The sequence below is a fragment of the Alcaligenes sp. Lyrl_28 genome, assembly GCF_051948705.1.
In the GTDB taxonomy this organism is placed as follows: Bacteria; Pseudomonadota; Gammaproteobacteria; order Burkholderiales; family Burkholderiaceae_B; genus Alcaligenes; species Alcaligenes ammonioxydans.
Genome location: NZ_JAYJLG010000008.1, coordinates 1 through 18,153 on the forward strand (window position 1 = coordinate 1; position 18,153 = coordinate 18,153).

The 18,153-nt window shown below is 56.6% G+C and carries 18 protein-coding genes and 1 other RNA gene; 8 read left to right on the plus strand and 11 right to left on the minus strand.

Annotated features, from left to right (window positions below):
- Window positions 1-1,144 precede the first annotated feature (1,144 nt).
- The 4 genes from VF694_RS15495 to VF694_RS15510 all read left to right on the plus strand — a co-directional run bounded on the left by VF694_RS15495 (window position 1,145) and on the right by VF694_RS15510 (window position 4,642).
- Complete coding sequence (locus VF694_RS15495) at window positions 1,145-2,110, plus strand: sulfurtransferase (RefSeq protein WP_003805566.1); 966 nt, start codon at window positions 1,145-1,147, stop codon at window positions 2,108-2,110.
- Window positions 2,111-2,127: 17 nt separating this feature from the next.
- Window positions 2,128-3,234 (plus strand): YeeE/YedE family protein, encoded by a 1,107-nt coding sequence (locus tag VF694_RS15500; protein WP_003805567.1) that lies wholly within the window; start codon window positions 2,128-2,130, stop codon window positions 3,232-3,234.
- A gap of 11 nt (window positions 3,235-3,245) precedes the next feature.
- Window positions 3,246-3,410, plus strand: coding sequence for a hypothetical protein (locus VF694_RS15505; RefSeq protein WP_162829370.1), 165 nt, complete (start codon window positions 3,246-3,248; stop codon window positions 3,408-3,410).
- Between the two features lie 251 nt (window positions 3,411-3,661).
- Window positions 3,662-4,642 carry a hypothetical protein gene (locus VF694_RS15510; RefSeq protein WP_003805569.1) on the plus strand — a complete coding sequence of 327 codons (981 nt, stop codon included), beginning with the start codon at window positions 3,662-3,664 and terminating at the stop codon, window positions 4,640-4,642.
- Here the strand turns inward: VF694_RS15510 and msrA are convergent.
- Both msrA and VF694_RS15520 read right to left on the minus strand, forming a co-directional pair.
- On the minus strand, window positions 4,639-5,169 hold the full coding sequence (gene msrA / locus VF694_RS15515) for a peptide-methionine (S)-S-oxide reductase MsrA (RefSeq protein WP_003805572.1): 531 nt from the start codon (window positions 5,167-5,169) through the stop codon (window positions 4,639-4,641). The genes VF694_RS15510 and msrA overlap by 4 nt on opposite strands.
- The gene (locus tag VF694_RS15520; RefSeq protein ID WP_230406194.1) at window positions 5,166-5,534 is read right to left on the minus strand and encodes a c-type cytochrome; all 369 of its coding nucleotides are present in this window, start codon (window positions 5,532-5,534) and stop codon (window positions 5,166-5,168) included. The genes msrA and VF694_RS15520 overlap by 4 nt, the downstream gene beginning before the upstream one ends.
- An 84-nt stretch (window positions 5,535-5,618) precedes the next feature.
- Here VF694_RS15520 and lgt point away from each other — a divergent pair, with 84 nt between their 5' ends.
- Window positions 5,619-6,407, plus strand: coding sequence for a prolipoprotein diacylglyceryl transferase (gene lgt / locus VF694_RS15525; RefSeq protein WP_039944118.1), 789 nt, complete (start codon window positions 5,619-5,621; stop codon window positions 6,405-6,407).
- A 67-nt stretch (window positions 6,408-6,474) separates the two neighbouring features.
- On the opposite strand, the gene ssrS is transcribed toward lgt, so the two are convergent.
- The 3 genes from ssrS to VF694_RS15540 form a co-directional block, all read right to left on the minus strand.
- A non-coding RNA gene (ssrS, locus tag VF694_RS15530) (6S RNA) lies at window positions 6,475-6,658 on the minus strand.
- A 53-nt stretch (window positions 6,659-6,711) separates the two neighbouring features.
- The gene (locus VF694_RS15535; protein WP_059318320.1) at window positions 6,712-7,023 is read right to left on the minus strand and encodes a cell division protein ZapA; all 312 of its coding nucleotides are present in this window, start codon (window positions 7,021-7,023) and stop codon (window positions 6,712-6,714) included.
- Window positions 7,024-7,026: 3 nt separating this feature from the next.
- Window positions 7,027-7,431 (minus strand): hypothetical protein, encoded by a 405-nt coding sequence (locus VF694_RS15540; RefSeq protein WP_003805579.1) that lies wholly within the window; start codon window positions 7,429-7,431, stop codon window positions 7,027-7,029.
- Between the two features lie 342 nt (window positions 7,432-7,773).
- Here VF694_RS15540 and VF694_RS15545 point away from each other — a divergent pair, with 342 nt between their 5' ends.
- Both VF694_RS15545 and VF694_RS15550 read left to right on the plus strand, forming a co-directional pair.
- Entirely contained in the window at window positions 7,774-8,232 is a 459-nt protein-coding gene (locus tag VF694_RS15545; RefSeq protein ID WP_003805581.1) for a tripartite tricarboxylate transporter TctB family protein, read from the plus strand.
- Window positions 8,233-8,248: 16 nt separating this feature from the next.
- On the plus strand, window positions 8,249-9,754 hold the full coding sequence (locus VF694_RS15550; protein ID WP_003805582.1) for a tripartite tricarboxylate transporter permease: 1,506 nt from the start codon (window positions 8,249-8,251) through the stop codon (window positions 9,752-9,754).
- A 553-nt stretch (window positions 9,755-10,307) separates the two neighbouring features.
- On the opposite strand, the gene VF694_RS15555 is transcribed toward VF694_RS15550, so the two are convergent.
- From VF694_RS15555 to VF694_RS15565, 3 genes are all read right to left on the minus strand, one after another.
- Entirely contained in the window at window positions 10,308-11,993 is a 1,686-nt protein-coding gene (locus VF694_RS15555; RefSeq protein ID WP_039944120.1) for an ABC transporter permease, read from the minus strand.
- Window positions 11,994-12,005: 12 nt separating this feature from the next.
- Window positions 12,006-13,091 carry an ABC transporter ATP-binding protein gene (locus tag VF694_RS15560; RefSeq protein WP_440164866.1) on the minus strand — a complete coding sequence of 362 codons (1,086 nt, stop codon included), beginning with the start codon at window positions 13,089-13,091 and terminating at the stop codon, window positions 12,006-12,008.
- 86 nt (window positions 13,092-13,177) lie between these two features.
- Window positions 13,178-14,215 carry an ABC transporter substrate-binding protein gene (locus VF694_RS15565; RefSeq protein ID WP_003805586.1) on the minus strand — a complete coding sequence of 346 codons (1,038 nt, stop codon included), beginning with the start codon at window positions 14,213-14,215 and terminating at the stop codon, window positions 13,178-13,180.
- 200 nt (window positions 14,216-14,415) lie between these two features.
- On the opposite strand from VF694_RS15565, the gene VF694_RS15570 reads away from it, so the two are divergent.
- Window positions 14,416-15,363, plus strand: a complete 948-nt coding sequence (locus VF694_RS15570) for an NAD(P)-dependent oxidoreductase (protein WP_415301884.1) — start codon at window positions 14,416-14,418, stop codon at window positions 15,361-15,363.
- An 18-nt stretch (window positions 15,364-15,381) separates the two neighbouring features.
- Here the strand turns inward: VF694_RS15570 and VF694_RS15575 are convergent, their stop codons facing one another.
- Genes VF694_RS15575 through VF694_RS15585 form a run of 3 tightly spaced genes read right to left on the minus strand, consistent with a single transcriptional unit; the run spans window position 15,382 to window position 18,138 of the window.
- Window positions 15,382-16,908, minus strand: a complete 1,527-nt coding sequence (locus tag VF694_RS15575; protein ID WP_059318318.1) for a sensor histidine kinase — start codon at window positions 16,906-16,908, stop codon at window positions 15,382-15,384.
- Window positions 16,905-17,591, minus strand: coding sequence for a response regulator (locus VF694_RS15580; RefSeq protein ID WP_003805589.1), 687 nt, complete (start codon window positions 17,589-17,591; stop codon window positions 16,905-16,907). Before VF694_RS15580 ends, VF694_RS15575 begins: the two co-directional genes overlap by 4 nt.
- A complete protein-coding gene (locus VF694_RS15585; RefSeq protein WP_003805590.1) occupies window positions 17,572-18,138 on the minus strand; it encodes an RNA pyrophosphohydrolase in 567 nt (188 codons plus the stop codon). The genes VF694_RS15580 and VF694_RS15585 overlap by 20 nt, the downstream gene beginning before the upstream one ends.
- Window positions 18,139-18,153: the final 15 nt, after the last annotated feature.

The window sequence follows — 18,153 nt, forward strand, 5'->3', positions numbered from 1 at the left end:
CCCCTGGTAGCGCGCCAGCCCATCCCTAGACTCAGATCATGGCCTAAGCAGCTATTTCTGTCGTGAAGAATCGCCGGATATTCTTCTGCCTCTCACCACTCTCTCCTCTATATGGAGGGAAAGTACATACCCTCCCCACGATCGTCACCAGTCCTAGTGCTTGCTTGCTTGCCTGCTTGCTGGAGGAAATACTGAGAAGGAGAAATATATAGATGGCGGCCCAGCATAGTAACGGTCGCAAGAGCACGGCAGCAGCCCTTCCACTCCAATTAGTAGTATCTCTATATAGATAGAGACTTGAGTGACCTCCAAGACCGAGCACTATTTAGGACTGTTAGCCGCTCGGAGCCCCGAGAAAAGGTGTTGGGTCGAGTCAGACGACTTGCCGCAGTCGGAGTTGCGATCGGGGTTACAAAGTCTGCTGTTTGAGCCCAAGATTTGTGATTGGTCCGGGGGACCAATCGCTGTGCGAGTTCAGACTGCGCCCCGATGGTGACTCGGACAAGGGGACCGGCGCGTTGCGCCGGCAAGTAGTCCGTCCCAACACCCTGCCCCGGGGCTTCGAGTGGCGACCTATGCGGAACCGCTGGAACGATGAAAGTCACCCTCTATATAGATAAGTCGTTCATCATTGCGACTCTACTTCCTATATGCATATAGGAGACGGGCCTCCCCAAGCGGTAATCCAGTCCTTGCCCCCTCTATCCCTCAATGCCCTTCAAAGTCCCTCTGAGTCTCAACCTCTTTGCCTCTAAGTCTCTAAGTCTCTAAGTCTCTAAGTCTCCATTCATGAGAACACCAAACACATACCCCCTCTCTTATAAAAACCGCTCTGCCTTCTCTCATCTATAAAGCTGCCTCTCTGTAGACACGCTCTATAAGGAGAGAAAACAAAGGCACACTGACCTGATAGATAGACCCAATCACATAAACACAATCGCCCCCAAGGCGAACTCCAAGCGAAGCCCCCCCTTCCTCTCTACTCTATATAGATAGACCGCCCCCCTTACACCTCCAGCCCCCCTTACACCTCCAAGCAATAAGCTAATCCCCAATTCATTGTTATTTTCTGTCGCTGCGTTCATTACCATTCCTTATGCCTTTAATCCTCTAAGCAGCACCCTGCTTACTCAAGTGAGTAATAATGATCAGACCTCTCCTCATCTCCCTGGCATTTGCCTTCAGCACGGTTCTGACACCGTCTGTGTCCGCAGAACCAAGCGCAGCCGAAGGGGCTTCCAAACCAGCCCCGCTGATTTCAGCTACCGACCTGGCAAACCAGCTGGACCAGAAAAACCTGCGTATTCTAGATATCCGTACAGATAAGGAATACGAAGCGGGCCATGTACCCGGCGCTGTTCACACCCCTTACGGCGCCTATCGCGGCCCAGCCGAAAACGCAGGCGCGCTGCGCTCCGAGGCTGACCTGTCGGCTCTTTTCAGCAAAGCAGGAATCTCCCCAGACAGCTATGTGGTCGTCACGTACGCAGGGGCCAACCCCACAGACTTTGGCGCAGCGGCGCGTGTGTACTGGACCTTGAAAGCTGGAGGCCTGACACAGTTGTCCATTCTGGACGGCGGCCTGCAAGCCTGGGAAGCCGAAGGTAAACCACTCAGCAAAGACACGCCCACCATCACCCCTACCGACTTCAGCTACCACTACAACAAGGACATGGTTGTCAGCACACAGGAAGTGGCCGACTACATCAAGAACGGCCAAGCCCCAGTCTTGCTGGATGCTCGCCCGAGCGAATTTTTCAACGGTGAGAAGCGTGTTGACGCCGCCGCTCGTTACGGCACTTTGCCGGGCGCACGGGAACTGGATTTCAACAGCTTCTTTCGAAGCGACAAACCTATCCTGAAAGACACCAGCGAAATCGTGGCAATCGTCAAAGAGCAAGGGCTGAATGACAAACCCACTGTCTCGTTCTGCAACACCGGGCACTGGGCGGCCACTAACTGGTTTGTCCTGTCCGAGCTGGCTGGCAACCCGAATGTGAAGCTCTATCCTGAATCGGTTGTGGAATGGAGCCGCAGCAACCTGCCCATGGATAACCAGCCCTCACGCTTTGAGGTCCTGAAACTCGATGCCAAGCGCGCCCTTAATTAACGAGTTGGTATTCGATCATGCTTTATCTGACTAGACTGGGCTTTATCCTGGCCAGCCTGGCCCTGGTTGTCGGGGTCGCACTGGTAGGGGGCCTGCGCCAAGGGCTGCTTGCCTTGTTGGGCATCGGCTTTGGAGCCGTGCTGCAAGGAGCTCGTTTCGGTTTCACGACCGGCTGGCGCAACTATATCGAGCGTCGAGATCCTCAAGGCATCTGGGCACAAATGCTCCTGCTGGTCTTGGCTGCCGCCTTCACCCTGCCCTTGATCGCCGATAGTGGTGGCGAACTGGTCGGCGCGATTGCTCCCTTGACCATTAGCCTGGTGCTGGGCGCTTTTCTATTCGGCGCAGCCATGCAACTGGCTGATGGCTGCGGTTCGGGCACCCTGTATAAAGCAGGTGCTGGCGCACCCATTTCTTTCGCCGTCCTGCCCACCTTTGCCATAGGCAGCTTTCTGGGTGCCTCACACCAGCCGGGCTGGATCGCCTTGGGTGGCTTGCCCGCCATTGACCTGAACACTTCCTTGGGGTGGCCCACGGCCTTGCTCATCACCGTGCTGGGCTGCGCCGCCGTATCCTGGCTGGTCGCTCGAGGCGCACGCCGCCATCAGAACGAGCACAAGAGCCCACCGGCAAAATGGGAAATGCGCTGGTGGATGGGGGCCTTGCTGCTGGCCGTCTTGTACGCCATCCACATGATCGTGGCCGGCCAGCCCTGGGGTATCGTCTACGGTATCGGGCTATGGGGCGCCAAAGTGTTTTCGGCATTGGGCTGGTCCCCTGTCGGCGATGCATTCTGGGGCGTAGCTCCTCATGCACAACGCCTGGCTGAACCCGTCTTGGCTGACGTTACTTCGGTCACCAACTTTGGCTTGATCCTGGGCGCCATGGCTGCCTCTCGCTGGAACCACCCTGCCAACTTCAAATCACCCAATTCCCGCACCCTGTGGGTCGGGGCAATTGCAGGTCTGGTCATGGGCTACAGCGCGCGCATGGCTTTTGGCTGCAATGTGGGCGCCTTTCTGGGAGGCATTGCCTCGGCCAGCATCCATGGCTGGGTCTGGTTTGCCTTGGCCTTTGCCGGGTCTATCTTAGGCGTGCGCATTCGTCGCCGCGTTAATCCTTGAGTCGCGCAAGCATGAGCAAAACTACTTTCCGCCTTATTACCAGTAGCTTCTGGCTGCTCGTCGTCGTTTTAGTTGTAATGGACAGCCTGCAAGACTACCCCTACCGTCCCGAACCCGCCCCCATTGCCTGGGGTAGCGGTCAAGCCGCCAGCGGTGGCCACTGCTCGGGCCGTTAAACAATCCAGCCCACTGGCTTGACACGCCCCCTGATGGGATGAAAAGCAGACAGCCGTAATGCAGGCTGCCACAGCTTTCACCCTTGGGGGCTTTTTATTGTCCACATGACGTTGCGCTTTCCCCATGACGGCATGTAAATAAACAGATCTGCTGCCAGGTGCCATAGTTAAGCAGGCGACACAGCGCGACAGGGCAACCCCGTTGACGTGCTAGCATCAGGCTCGTTCCCGCCCTGACGATGTATCTACTCATGCTGAACTTCCTTCGCACTACCTTTAGCCGCAGCTTGCGCATGTTCTATACCGTCGCCCGAATCATGCTGCCCATCATGATTGTCGTGCGCGTCGCGGCGCAATGGGGCTTGATTGAGCAAGCCGGAAAGCTGATCGGCCCGATCATGGGGCTGGCTGGACTGCCTGCCGAGGCCGGTATTGTCTGGGCCACGACGGCATTGGCCGGCATTTACGCTGGAATAGGCTCCATGGCCGCCTTGGGCGACAGCTTGAGTCTGAACGCCGCCCAGATCAGCGTCCTGGGCACCATGATGCTGTTTGCGCACAATATGCCCATGGAACAGGCCATTGTGCGCCGCGCCGGGGCCAGCTTCTGGTTCACCGCCGGGCTGCGCATTGCCTGCGCCTTGCTCTATGGCTGTGTCCTGTCCTGGGGCCTGAGCAACGCCGGACTCTTGCAGGAGCCTGTTTCCCTGGCCTGGCTTTATGGCCAATCCAATGCCACACAGGGTGGTTGGCAAGGCTGGATGGACTGGCTGCAAGGAACGGCCAGCTCTCTATTCATGACTTGGCTGATTATTCTCGGCTTGCTTTTGGTACTGTCGGTTCTGGAAAAAATCGGCTTTACCCGCTTGCTGACCCGGCTCCTGCTTCCCTTATTACGCTTTTCGGGACTGGAGGAACGCGTCGCTCCCACGACAACGATCGGGGTCTTGCTGGGCCTGAGTTATGGCGGCGCCTTGATTATCGACGAGTCCCGCCAACAGAACTATAGCCCGCGCACCCGTTTGCTCGCGCTCTCGTGGCTATCGCTTAGCCACTCCCTGATTGAAGACACCATTCTCATTCTGGCTTTGGGTGCCAATATCTGGATTGCGCTGGTCGGCAGGCTTGTCCTGACCTTGTTGATCATCGGCCTGATGGCACGCCTGACCTTGCCAGGCAGCGCCCTGTACAGGCGCTACCTGGCTCCGACCAGTTCTTGCCCGGATGCTTAACTTTTGACCAGCAGGTCTTGAAAGCGCTGATAAAACGTTTTGAGCTTGGGCGCAATCACCATCTGGCAATAAGCCTGCTCGGGGTTGCGCGCAAAATAGTCGTGATGATAGGCCTCGGCTTCCCAGAACGTGGAGCTGTCCAGAACATGCGTCACGATGGGTGCATCAAACTGGGACTTGATTTCCTCAATGACCTCAAAGGCCTGGCGACGCTGCTCGTCGTTCTGGCAAAAAATGGCAGAGGCATACTGCGGCCCTTGGTCTGCTCCCTGACGATCGGGGGTGGTTGGGTCGTGAGTCAGGAAAAACACTTCCAGCAAGTCCCGGTAGGAAATGACAGAAGGGTCGAACTCAACTTTAACCACTTCAATATGGCCGGTTTGTTTGCCACACACCTGTTCATAGGTGGGATGCTCTACGTGGCCGCCACAGTACCCCGGCACCACAGAATGCACACCCTGCAAGGCTTTAAAGACTCCTTCCGTGCACCAAAAACATCCACCGCCCAATATGGCTGTTTCCTTCATGAACTCTCCTTTGACGTCGTATTGGCTAGACTCAGCAGCCAGACTGCAATAGCTTGCGCTTGGTCGGCGCTGATGCGATTTTGAGCAGGCATGGGAATCGCTCCCCAGTTACCCCGGCTGCCCTGTTGAATCTGTCGCTGCAAATAAGCCAGGGTTTCTTGCCCTGGCCCTGGCGCATAACGTTGGGCAATCTCCCGAAAAGGAGGGCCAACCCGTTTACGATCCATCTGATGACAGGACAAGCACTGCGCCTGCACGAGATCCATCAGCGCTACCGTATCAGCCTTTGCGGGCGGATTAAAGATCAGCAATCCACAAAAAACTACTAATGGTAAACGGCTGGTCCAAGAGGCTGAATGCAGCATGATCCTTCCCTTACAATTTACCCAGCTCATGCCTGAGCTCGCAGTCACGCTATTATCTGATATTCATCTCTGTAATGGGCACGCATGTTAATTCACCCGCAGTTCGATCCCGTCGCCATACAACTTGGCCCCCTTGCCATTCATTGGTATGGCTTGATGTATCTAGTCGGCTTTGGCCTGGTGTGGCTGGCCGGTACGGCGCGCATTCGTGCGGGCTACGCTTTGCTCACCCGAAAAGATCTGGAAGACCTGATTTTTTACTGCGTTCTAGGGGTGGTGCTGGGCGGTCGGCTGGGCTATACGCTGTTTTATCAACCAGCCTATTACCTGTCACACCCTCTTGAAATTTTGTATGTCTGGCAAGGCGGCATGTCCTTTCATGGCGGTCTGATCGGGGTGCTGGTCACGATCGCGCTATTTGCCCGCAATCGTCACCGACGTTTTCTGGAAGTCAGCGACTTTCTGGCCCCTTTGATTCCGCTGGGACTGGCGGTTGGACGTTTGGGCAACTTTATCAACGGGGAGTTGTGGGGTCGCCCCAGCGACGCGCCCTGGGCCATGATCTTTCCCCAAGTGGACACCATCCCGCGCCATCCTTCACAGCTCTATGAAATGGCCTTGGAAGGCATCGCCCTGTTTATCCTGCTGTGGTGGTTCACACGCCGCCCACGTGCGGTAGGCCAGACCAGCGCTCTGTTTCTGATCGGCTACGGTTTCTTTCGCTTCATGGTGGAATACACCCGCGAGCCTGATGGCTATCTGGGTCTGCTCAGTGCGGGTCTGTCGATGGGGCAATGGTTATCCCTGCCGATGATTGTGGCCGGACTAGCCTTGTACGCCTACGCCAGCAAACGGGGTGCCCAGCAGGGGTAAACCGTAACTAGCCAGGCAGATCCGAGACAAGAAAAAGCCCGTCCAGAATCTGGACGGGCTTTTTTGTAGGTGCCCCACCATTGCCGTCAAGACCGGCATCCTGGAACCGAGGGTCCAAGATCGGCTGTCATCAAGCCAGCTTCGGGTTCGTCGACGAGGACGATCGCTCCTACTGGCTAATCCAACAACCTGTATGCCAAAAGCATTGGTTCAAGGAATGTATGGTCGTGTCACGAACACGGCAGGGACTTACTGGGATGAAACGGCCCGCAAGGGACAACAAGAGACCGTATTCAAATCTGGTTCAACGCGATGTGCCCGAAGGCTCGATAACATCATCAATCATCGCGTGCATATCTTCAATTTTACGCTTGAAATCGCCAAAAGCAACATTAGCCAGCGGACCATCAGGTGCTTTAGCCGATAAAAATTCGCTGGCGATCTGAATAGCGGCCATAACAGCAATACGCTCGCTACCTGAAACACGCCCCGATGCCTTGATGGCCTGCATGCGCTGATCTACGAGTTTAACCGCATCGAGCAAACGGGCTTTTTCAGAGGGTGGGCAGGCCAAAGAGTAATCGCGGCCCAACAGGGAAATATCGACTCGTTCCATGACTTACTCCTGTACGGCCCCGGGTAAACGCATCAGGATCGAACCAATCTGGTCACGGGCCTGTCCTGCCACATCACGCAGCACTCCCATTCCCGCCCGAGCACTGTCCAGCTCGCGACGCAGGGCGAGCACCTGAGCCTGTTCCTGCTCCAGCAATCTTTTCAATTCTGCCTGTTCGGCTTGCGCCTGTTGCTGCACCACATCCAATTGACGTTGATGCGAGGCAACACCGGTGGACAGGGACTCAAACTCGTCTTGCTGACGCCGATTTTGCTGGCGCAGTGCGTCCAGCTCGGCATCCTGAGTTTTCAGACGAGCCAATAATTGAGCGCGTTCAGCGTGTAGCTGACGAGATTGCTCTACCAGTTGACCAATACGGTCAGCGAGAAAGTCGAGATCTTGCAACATGGGCCTTATCGTAAACCATTGCTAGCGTTACTGGGTAGAGGAATTTCATACTAATGATAACCTTTCACCCATCTTTCCATTACCTTTCAAACTTCTTTCAAAGCATGCCAACCCTCTCCCAACACGGTCCCAAAAAACCCTAATTTTCCGGAATTACCGGGAAAACCCTTAAAAACTAGGGTCAAGTCAGGGTTTTCAGTCTGCAAGTGCTCCATTACCATGCGTCACCCCTGTTCAATGCAGTCGGCACCGGCAGGGTTGTGGAGCAGAACTCCATCATAAAGAAGCTGACACAGGAAAAAGGAAAACTTATGCGCAAGGCAGACAAGGAGAATCCACCTTATGCAAATCAAAAATAAACAGGACTTCTGGTCCGGGGTCATGTTCGTGGTCGTGGGCGCCGCTTTCGCGCTGGGGGCCACCAGCTACTCGATGGGAACAGCCGCCCGTATGGGACCCGGCTACTTCCCCTTCTGGCTTGGTGTGTGCCTGAGCTTGTTAGGGGCGGTTGTCACCTTGAACTCCATGTCTCCCAAAGCGGAAAACACGGAGGTAGAGAAGTTTAACTGGAAAGTGGTCGTCGTTATCATCGGCGCCGTTGTCCTGTGCGGACTGACTCTGAACACCTTGGGGGTCTACGCCTCGATTTTCCTGCTTGTTCTGATCAGCAGCTTTGCCAGCCATGAGTTCAGCTGGCCTGTGGCGCTGGGCGCAGCCGTGTTTCTGGTGCTATTTGTCTGGCTGGCATTCATTAAGGGCCTGGGATTGGTATTTCCCTTGTGGCCGAGTTTTCTGGCCTGATTGGGGGTGAACGGAAATGGAATTATTTGACAACCTGATGCTCGGTTTTTCGGTCGCGGTGACGCCCGAAAACCTGGCCTACGCCTTGCTCGGCTGCGTGCTGGGCACTCTGATTGGTGTCTTGCCTGGCATCGGCCCTGTGCCAACGATTGCCATGCTGCTACCCATCACCTATGTCCTGCCGCCCGTGGCTGGCCTGATCATGTTGGCCGGTATTTATTACGGGGCACAATATGGCGGGTCCACCACGGCCATTCTGGTTGCGCTGCCAGGAGAGACATCCGCCGTGGTCACCGTACTGGATGGCCACCAGATGGCACGTAATGGCCGGGCCGGCGCGGCCTTGGCGATTGCGGCCCTGGGCTCGTTCTTTGCCGGTTGCGTGGCGACGGTGCTGCTGGCCGCTTTTGCTCCTCCCCTGGCCGAAGTGGCTTTCAAGTTCGGACCGGCAGAGTATTTCTCATTAATGGTCCTCGGCCTGGTAGGAGCGGTCGTGCTGGCCTCCGGCTCCCTGCCCAAAGCTATCTGCATGATCCTGCTGGGCCTGCTGCTGGGCATGGTTGGTACCGATGTGAACTCCGGTGTAGCTCGTTACGACTTTGGTATTCCTGAGTTGCAAGACGGTATCGACTTTGCCGTGGTGGCCATGGGTGTGTTTGGTTTCTCAGAAATCATGAACAACCTGGAGCTGGGCGACCAACGTGTCGAAATCACGGGCAAGGTAGGCAGCCTGTACCCCAATAAACAAGAGTTCAAAGAGTGCTGGCCTGCCGTGATTCGCGGGACTGCGATGGGCTCGTGTCTGGGCATCTTGCCCGGTGGCGGTGCGGTTCTGTCCTCCTTTGCGTCCTACACGCTGGAGAAGAAAATCTCCAAAAATCCGGAGCGCTTTGGCAAGGGTCACCCTGCCGGTCTGGCCGGTCCCGAGTCGGCCAACAACGCCGCTGCTCAAACCTCCTTCATCCCACTGCTCACACTGGGTATTCCCGGTAACGCCGTGACGGCTCTGATGATCGGCGCAATGACCATTCACAACATTCAGCCTGGTCCACAAGTGATGTCCAATCACCCTGAGCTGTTCTGGGGCCTGATCGCTTCCATGTGGATTGGCAACCTGATGCTGGTCATTCTGAACCTGCCTCTGGTTGGTCTGTGGGTGAAACTGCTCAAAGTGCCCTACCGTCTGTTGTTCCCTGCCATTCTGGTATTTTGTACGGTGGGAGTGTATTCGCTGAACTACAACGTGTTCGACATCCTGGTCACCGCCGCCTTCGGCTTTGTGGGCTATGTCTGGTCCAAGCTGCGCTGCGAGGGAGCCCCGTTGCTGCTGGGTCTGGTGCTGGGACCGATGATGGAGGAAAATTTCCGTCGCGCCCTGCTGCTGTCGCGCGGTGATTACACCACCTTCGTGACGCGTCCCCTGTCCCTGTCCCTGCTGGTTCTGGCGATCTTCCTGGTTATTGTGGTTGCCCTGCCATCCGTGAAGAAAAAACGCGAAGAAACCTTCGTGGAAGAAGACTAAACAACAGGCAATACCCGCTCTGTGTGAACACGTTTCCGTGCTCACACAGGGCAAGAAAAAAACCAAGGCCCGATTCCCTCTCTCCACGGAATCAGGCCTTTTTTCTTGCCCGTCAGCTTTTCCCCAAGGCGCCCAACAAGAGGGAAAAATATCTGGACCAGAGTGAGCCCGCCCTCTCGCCAAGGAGCAAGGCAGGCGAGCTGTCATGCCGCCGTCTCTCTTGCCGCAGCTTGTCATCCGTGCCTGGGGCCGGAGAAGTAGCCAGGCTCGCGCCGAGCGCTCTGCCCGGCACTTGAACAATCCAACCCCCTTCAATTCGCTGCCAGACGAGCAACACCGCCTGCACGCGTGCACCGCCTAAGCGCCCCCCCTACGCGCACCGCGCAACAACATACCGAGGGCAGACCGGAATCATCCAGAGACGCCAGACAACACCCCTCTCACAACAAGCATAGCGCCACAGAAAGACAAAAAAAGACTGCCTGGCTCCAAACAACAATGGCCTGAGTCCCTCTCGAAACCCAGGCCATTAGATAAACCACCCGCGTAAGGCTTACATGGTGCCTTGACGGCGCTTGTAGAAATTACCGATGTACATGGCCAACAGCACCAGCACGGTGGAGATCAAAATCATGATGATCCCCAACGCCGAGAGCTTGCCCCACAAACCGTCCTCGGCATAGCTCAGCACTTGCACAGCCAGTACTTCCGTGCCCGGGCGGGACAGCACCACCGATACCGTCAACTCACGGATAAACATGGTTGCCATCAAGATCCAGGCAGAGACCACACCGGGAATCAGCAAAGGAATGATGATTCGACGCATGGTGGTCCAGGAGCTGGCTCCGGCCACGGCTGAAGACTCTTCCAGGTGCGCATGCACCTGTACAAAGGCGGCTGATAAAGGCCGGATACCGTAAGGCAGATAAGCGGCGATATATGCCAGCAGCAAGGCGGTCAGCGTGGCGTACAAGGGCGTCTGCACAAAGAACCACATAAAGCCAATACCGATCACAATCCCCGGAAAAGAAAACGACAGGAAGCTCAGGGTATCCAGCAGTGCTGCGGCTCGGGTTCGCAACTTGACCACCACGTAGGCCACAAAAAGCGACAGCAGCACACCCAGACTGGCGCCGACCACCGCCAGGAACAGACTGTTTTTCATCGCCACCTTGGAGATCGGGTCCTGAATGACATCAATCCAGTTCGCCCAGCTCATCAGGGAGAAGGCTCGCGCACTCGGCACCATGGAGTAAGGAATCATGGAGGTATAGAGCAGAACCGTCACTGGCAAAACCACCATCAGCAGGCTGATAATGCCCACAATGATGAACAGGGGGATTTTGGCGCGACGCAGCTCCAGCTGAGTCGGCTTGAAACCGCGACTGGAAATGGTCACATACTTGCTGCTTTCTGCCGTCATGTAGCGGTACAGCGCAATCAGGGCAATCGAGGCCGACAGCACGCTCATGCCCAAGGCGGCCGCCTTGCCGTAATCCGGCGCGAAGCCCGTCGAGATCATCTCGAACAGATAGGTCGCCAGCACATCTACCCGACCTGGCGTACCCAGCACTCGGGGCACCGCATAAGAAGCCAGAGCGCGCACAATCGCCAAAATGAATGCAGCCATGATGGCTGGACGCAGAATCGGCAAGGTAATGCGCACCAGAGTACGCCACAGACCGCCCCCGAAGACGCGTGAGGATTCCTCCATGGACACGTCAAAAGAGGCCATGGCAGGGGCAATAATCAGATAGGCCACCGGCATGTTCAACAGGCCTTCGACCAGAATCATTCCCCACAACGAATAGATGTTCAGTGGCGCCTCCTGCAAGCCCAGTGTGTCTTGCAGGAACATATTGATCAAACCGTTGGACGGATTGAGCAACAGTGCCCAGCTTACCGAGAACAAGAGGTGCGGAATCATCATGGGCACGATGGACAGCACGGTGAACACCCCTTTCATGGGCATGTTGGTACGGGTGTTCAGATAAGCCAGAAAAACCGCCAACGCGGTAGAAAACAGCGAGGACCCCAGGACAAAGACCACCGTATTGAAGGTGACTTCCAGCAAGAAGGGATCGGTATAAGCGGCCACATACTTGGCCGTGGTGAAAGAACCAAAGGCGGTCAGCCCCTGAGAGAAACTGCCCAGCAGCAACATCAGAACCGGGCACAGCGTCAAAAAGCCGACAATGAGAATAAGCGACCAACTCAATGGTCTGCGCGTGTTATTCATGATGACCCGCCCTTATGCCGACAACAGCATGCAGTGTTCAGGGCACAGGTTAAAGCGCACGGTGTCGCCCTCCTTCACCTTGACATCCGGGTCGATGCATACCAGCAACTGTTCCTTGCCCACCCGAACCTCGGCCTCGTAGGACTCGCCAACAAACTCCAGCGCCTGAACCTGGCCATGGAACAAGTTTTGTCCCATCTCGCTGGACTGGCTGCTGACACGAATGAATTCAGGACGAATACACAGGGTGACGTCAGTGCCCACTGGCAAATCACGTTTCTTGCAATGCAGTTGCCCCAGCTCGCATCCCACGATAGTGGCATCAACGCGCTGCTCCAGCACCTTGGCACTGATCTGATTGGCTCGACCAATAAAGTCCGCCACAAACCGGTGGTCGGCATCGAAATAGATTTTTTCTGGCGTACCGATTTCCAGAATCTTGCCGCCACGCATCACCGCAATGGAGTTGGACAAGGCCAGGGCCTCTACACGGTCGTGCGTCACATACACAGCCGTAATGTCCAGACGGCTCAGGAACTCGCGCAGTTCCTTGCGCGTTTCTTCGCGCAGCTTGGCATCCAGGTTACTGAGCGGCTCGTCAAATAGAATGACTTTAGGCTCGGCCACCAGGGCTCGCGCCAGGGCCACGCGCTGTTGCTGCCCGCCCGACAGCCGCGTGGCGGAACGCTGGTCCACCCCTTCCAGCTGCACAAACTTCAGGATATTCGCCACTTTTTCCCGAATCACCTCTTTGCGTTCGCCACGCACTTGCAGCGGATAAGCAATATTGTCGAACACCGTCATGTGGGGCCAGATGGCATAAGTCTGGAACACCATGCCCAGACCGCGCTTTTCCACCGGTACAGCAATATTTTTGGCGCTGGACCAGACGATCTCGTCGCCAATGCGGATTTCACCCTCGTCGGGTGTTTCCAGGCCGACAATGCACCGTAGCAGCGTGGTTTTACCGCAGCCGCTCGGTCCTAACAGTGTGAAAAACTCATTAGCGGGAATCGTCAGGTTGATATTGTCCAAAGCTTTGAAGGTTTTGCCCTCTGAGACATAGGTCTTGCTCAGGCCGGTAATTTCAATTTGCATAATGAGTCAATGTTTTCTATAAAAATGAGGCGAGGCGCCGAGGCGCCCCGTTTTTTCTGATGAATCAGTCGTTCTCGTGCTGTCGATTAGCGAACGGCAAAGATGCGGCTGAATTCGCGGCCCCAACGGACCAGTTCTTCGTCACTCAGGTCGCGAATCGGCTCGACCTTGGCTTTATCAATACCCGCTACCGGCGGATGCACCCCAGGAGCCAGCACGTACTCACCGACCTTGTTGGCCAAAATACCCATGGCTTCATTGCCCAGCCAGAAATCCAGGAAAACGCGGGCGGCATCAGGATGCGGTGCGTTCTTGGTCAAGGCGATAGCACGGGGCGAACCCAACAGAGGTTGACCCGACATGGGGCCCCAGGCCAAGGGCGCAGGTGATTTGGTCACGATGTACTTGGGCATGGAAATGGCGACCAACTTCTCACCACTTTCAATCGGCGCAGGCGTAGGCCCAAATGAGGCCACGAACATGGGCTTGTTGGCCGCCAGGCCTTTGAGAAAGTCCAGCCATTGCTCTTCGCTGCTAAACACCTTTTCTTTCAAGCCAATCAGCCAGCCGATCGTGGAGGGGTGATTGGAGGGGTTAGCCATCACAATCTTGTCTTTCCATTTGGGATCGGCCAGATCTTCGTAGCGCTGCGGAGCGTCCTCGGCTTTGAGGTGGTCCGTATTATAGATATAAGACACATATTCGATGCCAAACTGGATAATCGAATCGTCTTGGATTGCCCATTCGGGATAGCCTTGTACGGCTTCGGACTGATGCGGGATCAGCACGCCCTGCTCTTTGAGCAGTTGCAGCATGGGCAGGGGAGCCTGAACCACGTCGGCCATCAGCTTGCCAGCGTTGAACTCGGTCAGAATCGTGGGAATGAATTTGGAACTGGCAATACGGGTGTACTTGCCTTCAATGCCCTGCGACTGCTGCAGCGCCTTCATGATGGGCTCTACCGCCGTGATATTAGCGTAAAAAACAGCTTCGCCCTGGGCCTTCGCTTTTTCCAGGACGGCGGCGTCTGCCGCCCACGCCGCCCATGGCAAAGAGGTACCCATAGACGCCAGTCCAGTAGCACCAGCCAGCTTCAAGAAACGACGACGATCGAAAGTGGTCATAAGGTTCACATTCCGGTTAATTAGCTAGGAAATAATGTGGGCCCATCATAATTCAGAAAGGCCAATCCCATTTATTACAGATCTATGACTGGTTTAGAACATGAGGGGGCTGACGGCGTCAAGCGCCAAACGCGTTGCCGGGTATTTGCCGGTACAACGATCTGGTCCGAAAAGCTGCGTTAAGCTCTCCGTCTGACAGAATGATTCTTAAGGAGATCGACACGGTGAGTTACGCCATTGAAGCTAAACACTATGACAGCGTCACCCCGCAAAAAGTGGCTTTCATCGGTCTGGGTGTCATGGGTTACCCGATGGCGGGACATCTGGCCCAAGCGGGACATCAGGTGACGGTGTACAACCGCAATCAGGCCAGGGCGCAACAGTGGAGCACGCAGTTCCAGCAAGAATGGGCCTGTACCCCTGCACAGGCAGCAGCTCAAGCGCAGGTGGTGATGGCCTGCGTGGGCAACGATGATGACTTGCGCGCTGTCTTTCTGGGCCCCGATGGTGCGCTGGCCGGCATGAAAGCAGGCAGTCTGTTCATAGACCACACGACGGCCTCCGCCCAGGTGGCCCGGGAACTCAGCGCGATAGCCGCCGACCAGCATGTCTCGTTTATCGATGCCCCCATTTCGGGCGGGCAGGCGGGCGCTCAAAAAGGCATGCTCAGTATCATGTGTGGTGGGCAGGAAAAGGATATGGAGCGAGCCCGCCCCTTGATGATGAGCTACGCCCAGGCCTGCACCCTGATGGGGCCTACAGGCTCGGGACAGTTGTGCAAGATGGTGAACCAGATTGCGGTGGTCGGCCTGCTGCAAGGACTGGCCGAAGCCATGGCGTTTGGTGAACAGGCCGGGCTGGATATGGAACGGGCGCTGTCCGTCCTGAGCAAGGGCGCCGCCCGGAGCTGGCAAATGGACACCAAGGGACCAACCATGCTGGCCCGAGACTTTCAACCCGGCTTTACCGTGAACTGGATGTTGAAGGACCTGGACCTGGTTGCGCAGGAGGCGCTGCGCAATGGTGCCCAGTTGCCTGCTACCCAATTGATTCAGGAGCAGTTTGCCAAGATTGCAGCACAAGGCCATCAGAATCTGGACATTTCGGCCCTGTTCACCTTGCTGGCCCACTCTCGTGATGCGGGGTAATCCTGCGCTTTGGGGAAATCAGGTGCTTGATCCTGGCACAGGGGAGTTCGGTGGCAGCAAAGGCAGGCGAAGTGTTGCCTTCAACCCATAGCCGCCCATATCGTTGGGCTCGCCATCGGTCAGCACGATCGTACCGCCATTGCGCTCGGCATAGGCAAGCGCAATGGCCAGCCCCAGGCCGGAACCTGAGCCGCGCCCACCCTTGCGTGCCGGGCCGCCCCGATCAAAGCGAACAAACACGCTTTCACGCAGGCTGGCGGCCAAGCCCATGCCATTGTCAGTCACACTGATCCACGCCAGTTTGTCGTCATGTCCGGCTGATACGGTAATGGCGCTGCCACTGCCGGCATGATTGATGGCGTTATGAATCAGATTGGAGACGGATTCATGAATCTCGGCATCGCTGGCATAGACCCACAACGGCGCCTGTTCGCCTTCCTCACCCGGCCCGATCCACCCCAGATCCTGACGGTGCTCGCGCGCCAGAGGCAGATATTGCAGCACCACTTCACGCCCCAGGCTGGCCAGATCAACCGGCCCCTGGCTCATGCTGGTCGTGTGGCTGGCATGAGCCAGAGCCAATAATTGCTCGGTAAGACGAGTGGCCTGCCCCAGCTGTTTGATAATCGCCCCCAAGGACTCACGCACTCGTTCGATGTCCGGTTCACGGCGGGCATACTGCGCCTGGGTATGAATAATCGCCAGGGGAGTGCGTAACTGGTGTGAGGCGTCCGCCAGAAACTGGGCCTGCCTATCCAACACGGAACGGTACAACTCGATATGGTGATTGACCGAGCGGACCAAAGGAACAACCTCTCGCGGCACGTCTCGCTCATCCAGAGGCTGCAAATCGTCCACACTGCGATTGCGCACCTCCTGACGCAGAGCCTGCAAGGGGCGCAGGGCCCAGGCTACCGCGAACCACACCAGCAGCACGGCAAACAGCAACATGCGCAGATTGCGGAAAATGCCCTCTCGCCAGGCCTCCTGCTGGGTACGCAAACGCAAATCCATGCTCTCGCCCACCATCACCAGCACTTGCCGGTGTTGGCCCTTATAGTGCAAGTCGCGCCACAAGGCCACCATACGCACGGTGTCATTACGAAAGTAGGAATCGTAGAAAACAGGCACACCTTCGTGATCGGCCAGATACGATGGCCGGGGCAAGCCCTCCATCCCCAGCAAGGTACGCCCTTTTAACTGCGTGGCATCCGCGCCACCCAGATTACGCACCAGGGGAATCACTTCCTCTACCCGAAAGTATTTGCGATTGCCCGGCCGGGACTCCAGCATGACCTGGGCATAAAAAGGCGGGTCAATGCGCAAACTGCCATCTGCATTAAATTCCACGCTGGTCTCAAGGACCTTGGCCGGCTCCAGCAAGGCGCTGTCGTAGACATTTTCCGTGACGGCGTTCATGGCCCGATAATCTTCCCAGCTGTCGTACAACAACAGGGCCACCACCCCTGGTATCAGCAATACCAGCAGCCAAAAGCGCAAACTGCCTTGCCAGACAGTGGCGGGGGGCGAGGAAGGGGCCGTCATGAAACGCCGGATTCCGCCTCAAGCACTTCCAGCATATAGCCCAGGCCGCGCACGGTGACAATATGCACATCGCTATTGGCCAGCTTCTTGCGCAAGCGGTGCAGGACAACTTCGATGGCGTCCGGGCTGGCGTCGCTGTCATGCTCGAACACCCGGGCGAACAGCTGAGATTTCTCAACCGGCATGCCCGAGCGGCTGATCAGCACCAGCAAGGCCGCGTGTTCACGCGGCGTCAAATGCACAATGGCGTTGTCCAGCAGGAAGGCCCGACTTTCCGGGTTGTATTCCAGCGAACCGCAACTGAGCACCGGAGCCACGCGCCCCCGGCTGCGTCGCACCAAAGCGGCCAGCCGGGCTTCAAGCTCTTCCAGGGCAAAGGGCTTGGTAAGAAAATCGTCTGCGCCCAGATTCAGGCCGCGGACACGGTCCTGCAAGGCGCCCTGAGCGGTCAGGATCAACACAGGCGTGTGATCGCCGCGCTCGCGCATCTCGCGCAATAGCACCAAGCCATGTTTATCAGGCAGGCGCAAGTCCATGACCACGGCATCGTAGTCATGGGCGGCCAACAGTACTTCTGCCGAGCGGGCATCGTGAGCGGGATCGGGCAAAAAACCACTTTGCGCCAAGGCCCGCTCCAGCCATGCGGCCATTTCCCGCTCATCTTCAACCAATAATATGCGCATGATCCCTGCTATCTACGGTATCGGCATCCACTGCGCTTTGTGGGCGCTGACGTAAATAACGATTCTCCTGACGCCGACGGAACAAAATATCCGACAGCTCGTTCAGCGCTTGCTGATAGACTTCCCGCTTGAACTCAATGACTGAATCAAGTGGCACCCAATACTGACTCCAACGCCATGCATCAAACTCCGGCGTCGAAGAGGAACGCAGGCAGACATCACTGTCTCGCCCGACCAGCCGCAACAAGAACCAGATTTGTTTCTGGCCCTTGTAGTGGCCACGCGCCTCCCGACGTACAAAATGATTGGGCACGTTGTAGCGAAGCCAATCTCGCGTCCGGCCTAATATACGGATATGCTCAGGCAGCAAGCCCACTTCTTCGTGCAGTTCGCGGTACATCGCCTGTACGGGTGTTTCACCGTATTTGATACCGCCTTGCGGGAACTGCCAGGCATGTTCCCGAATACGCTTGCCCCAAAAAACCTCGTTCTTGCGATTAACGAGGATAATTCCGACATTAGGACGGTAGCCTTCACGATCTAACATAGGCCACCTCTAACG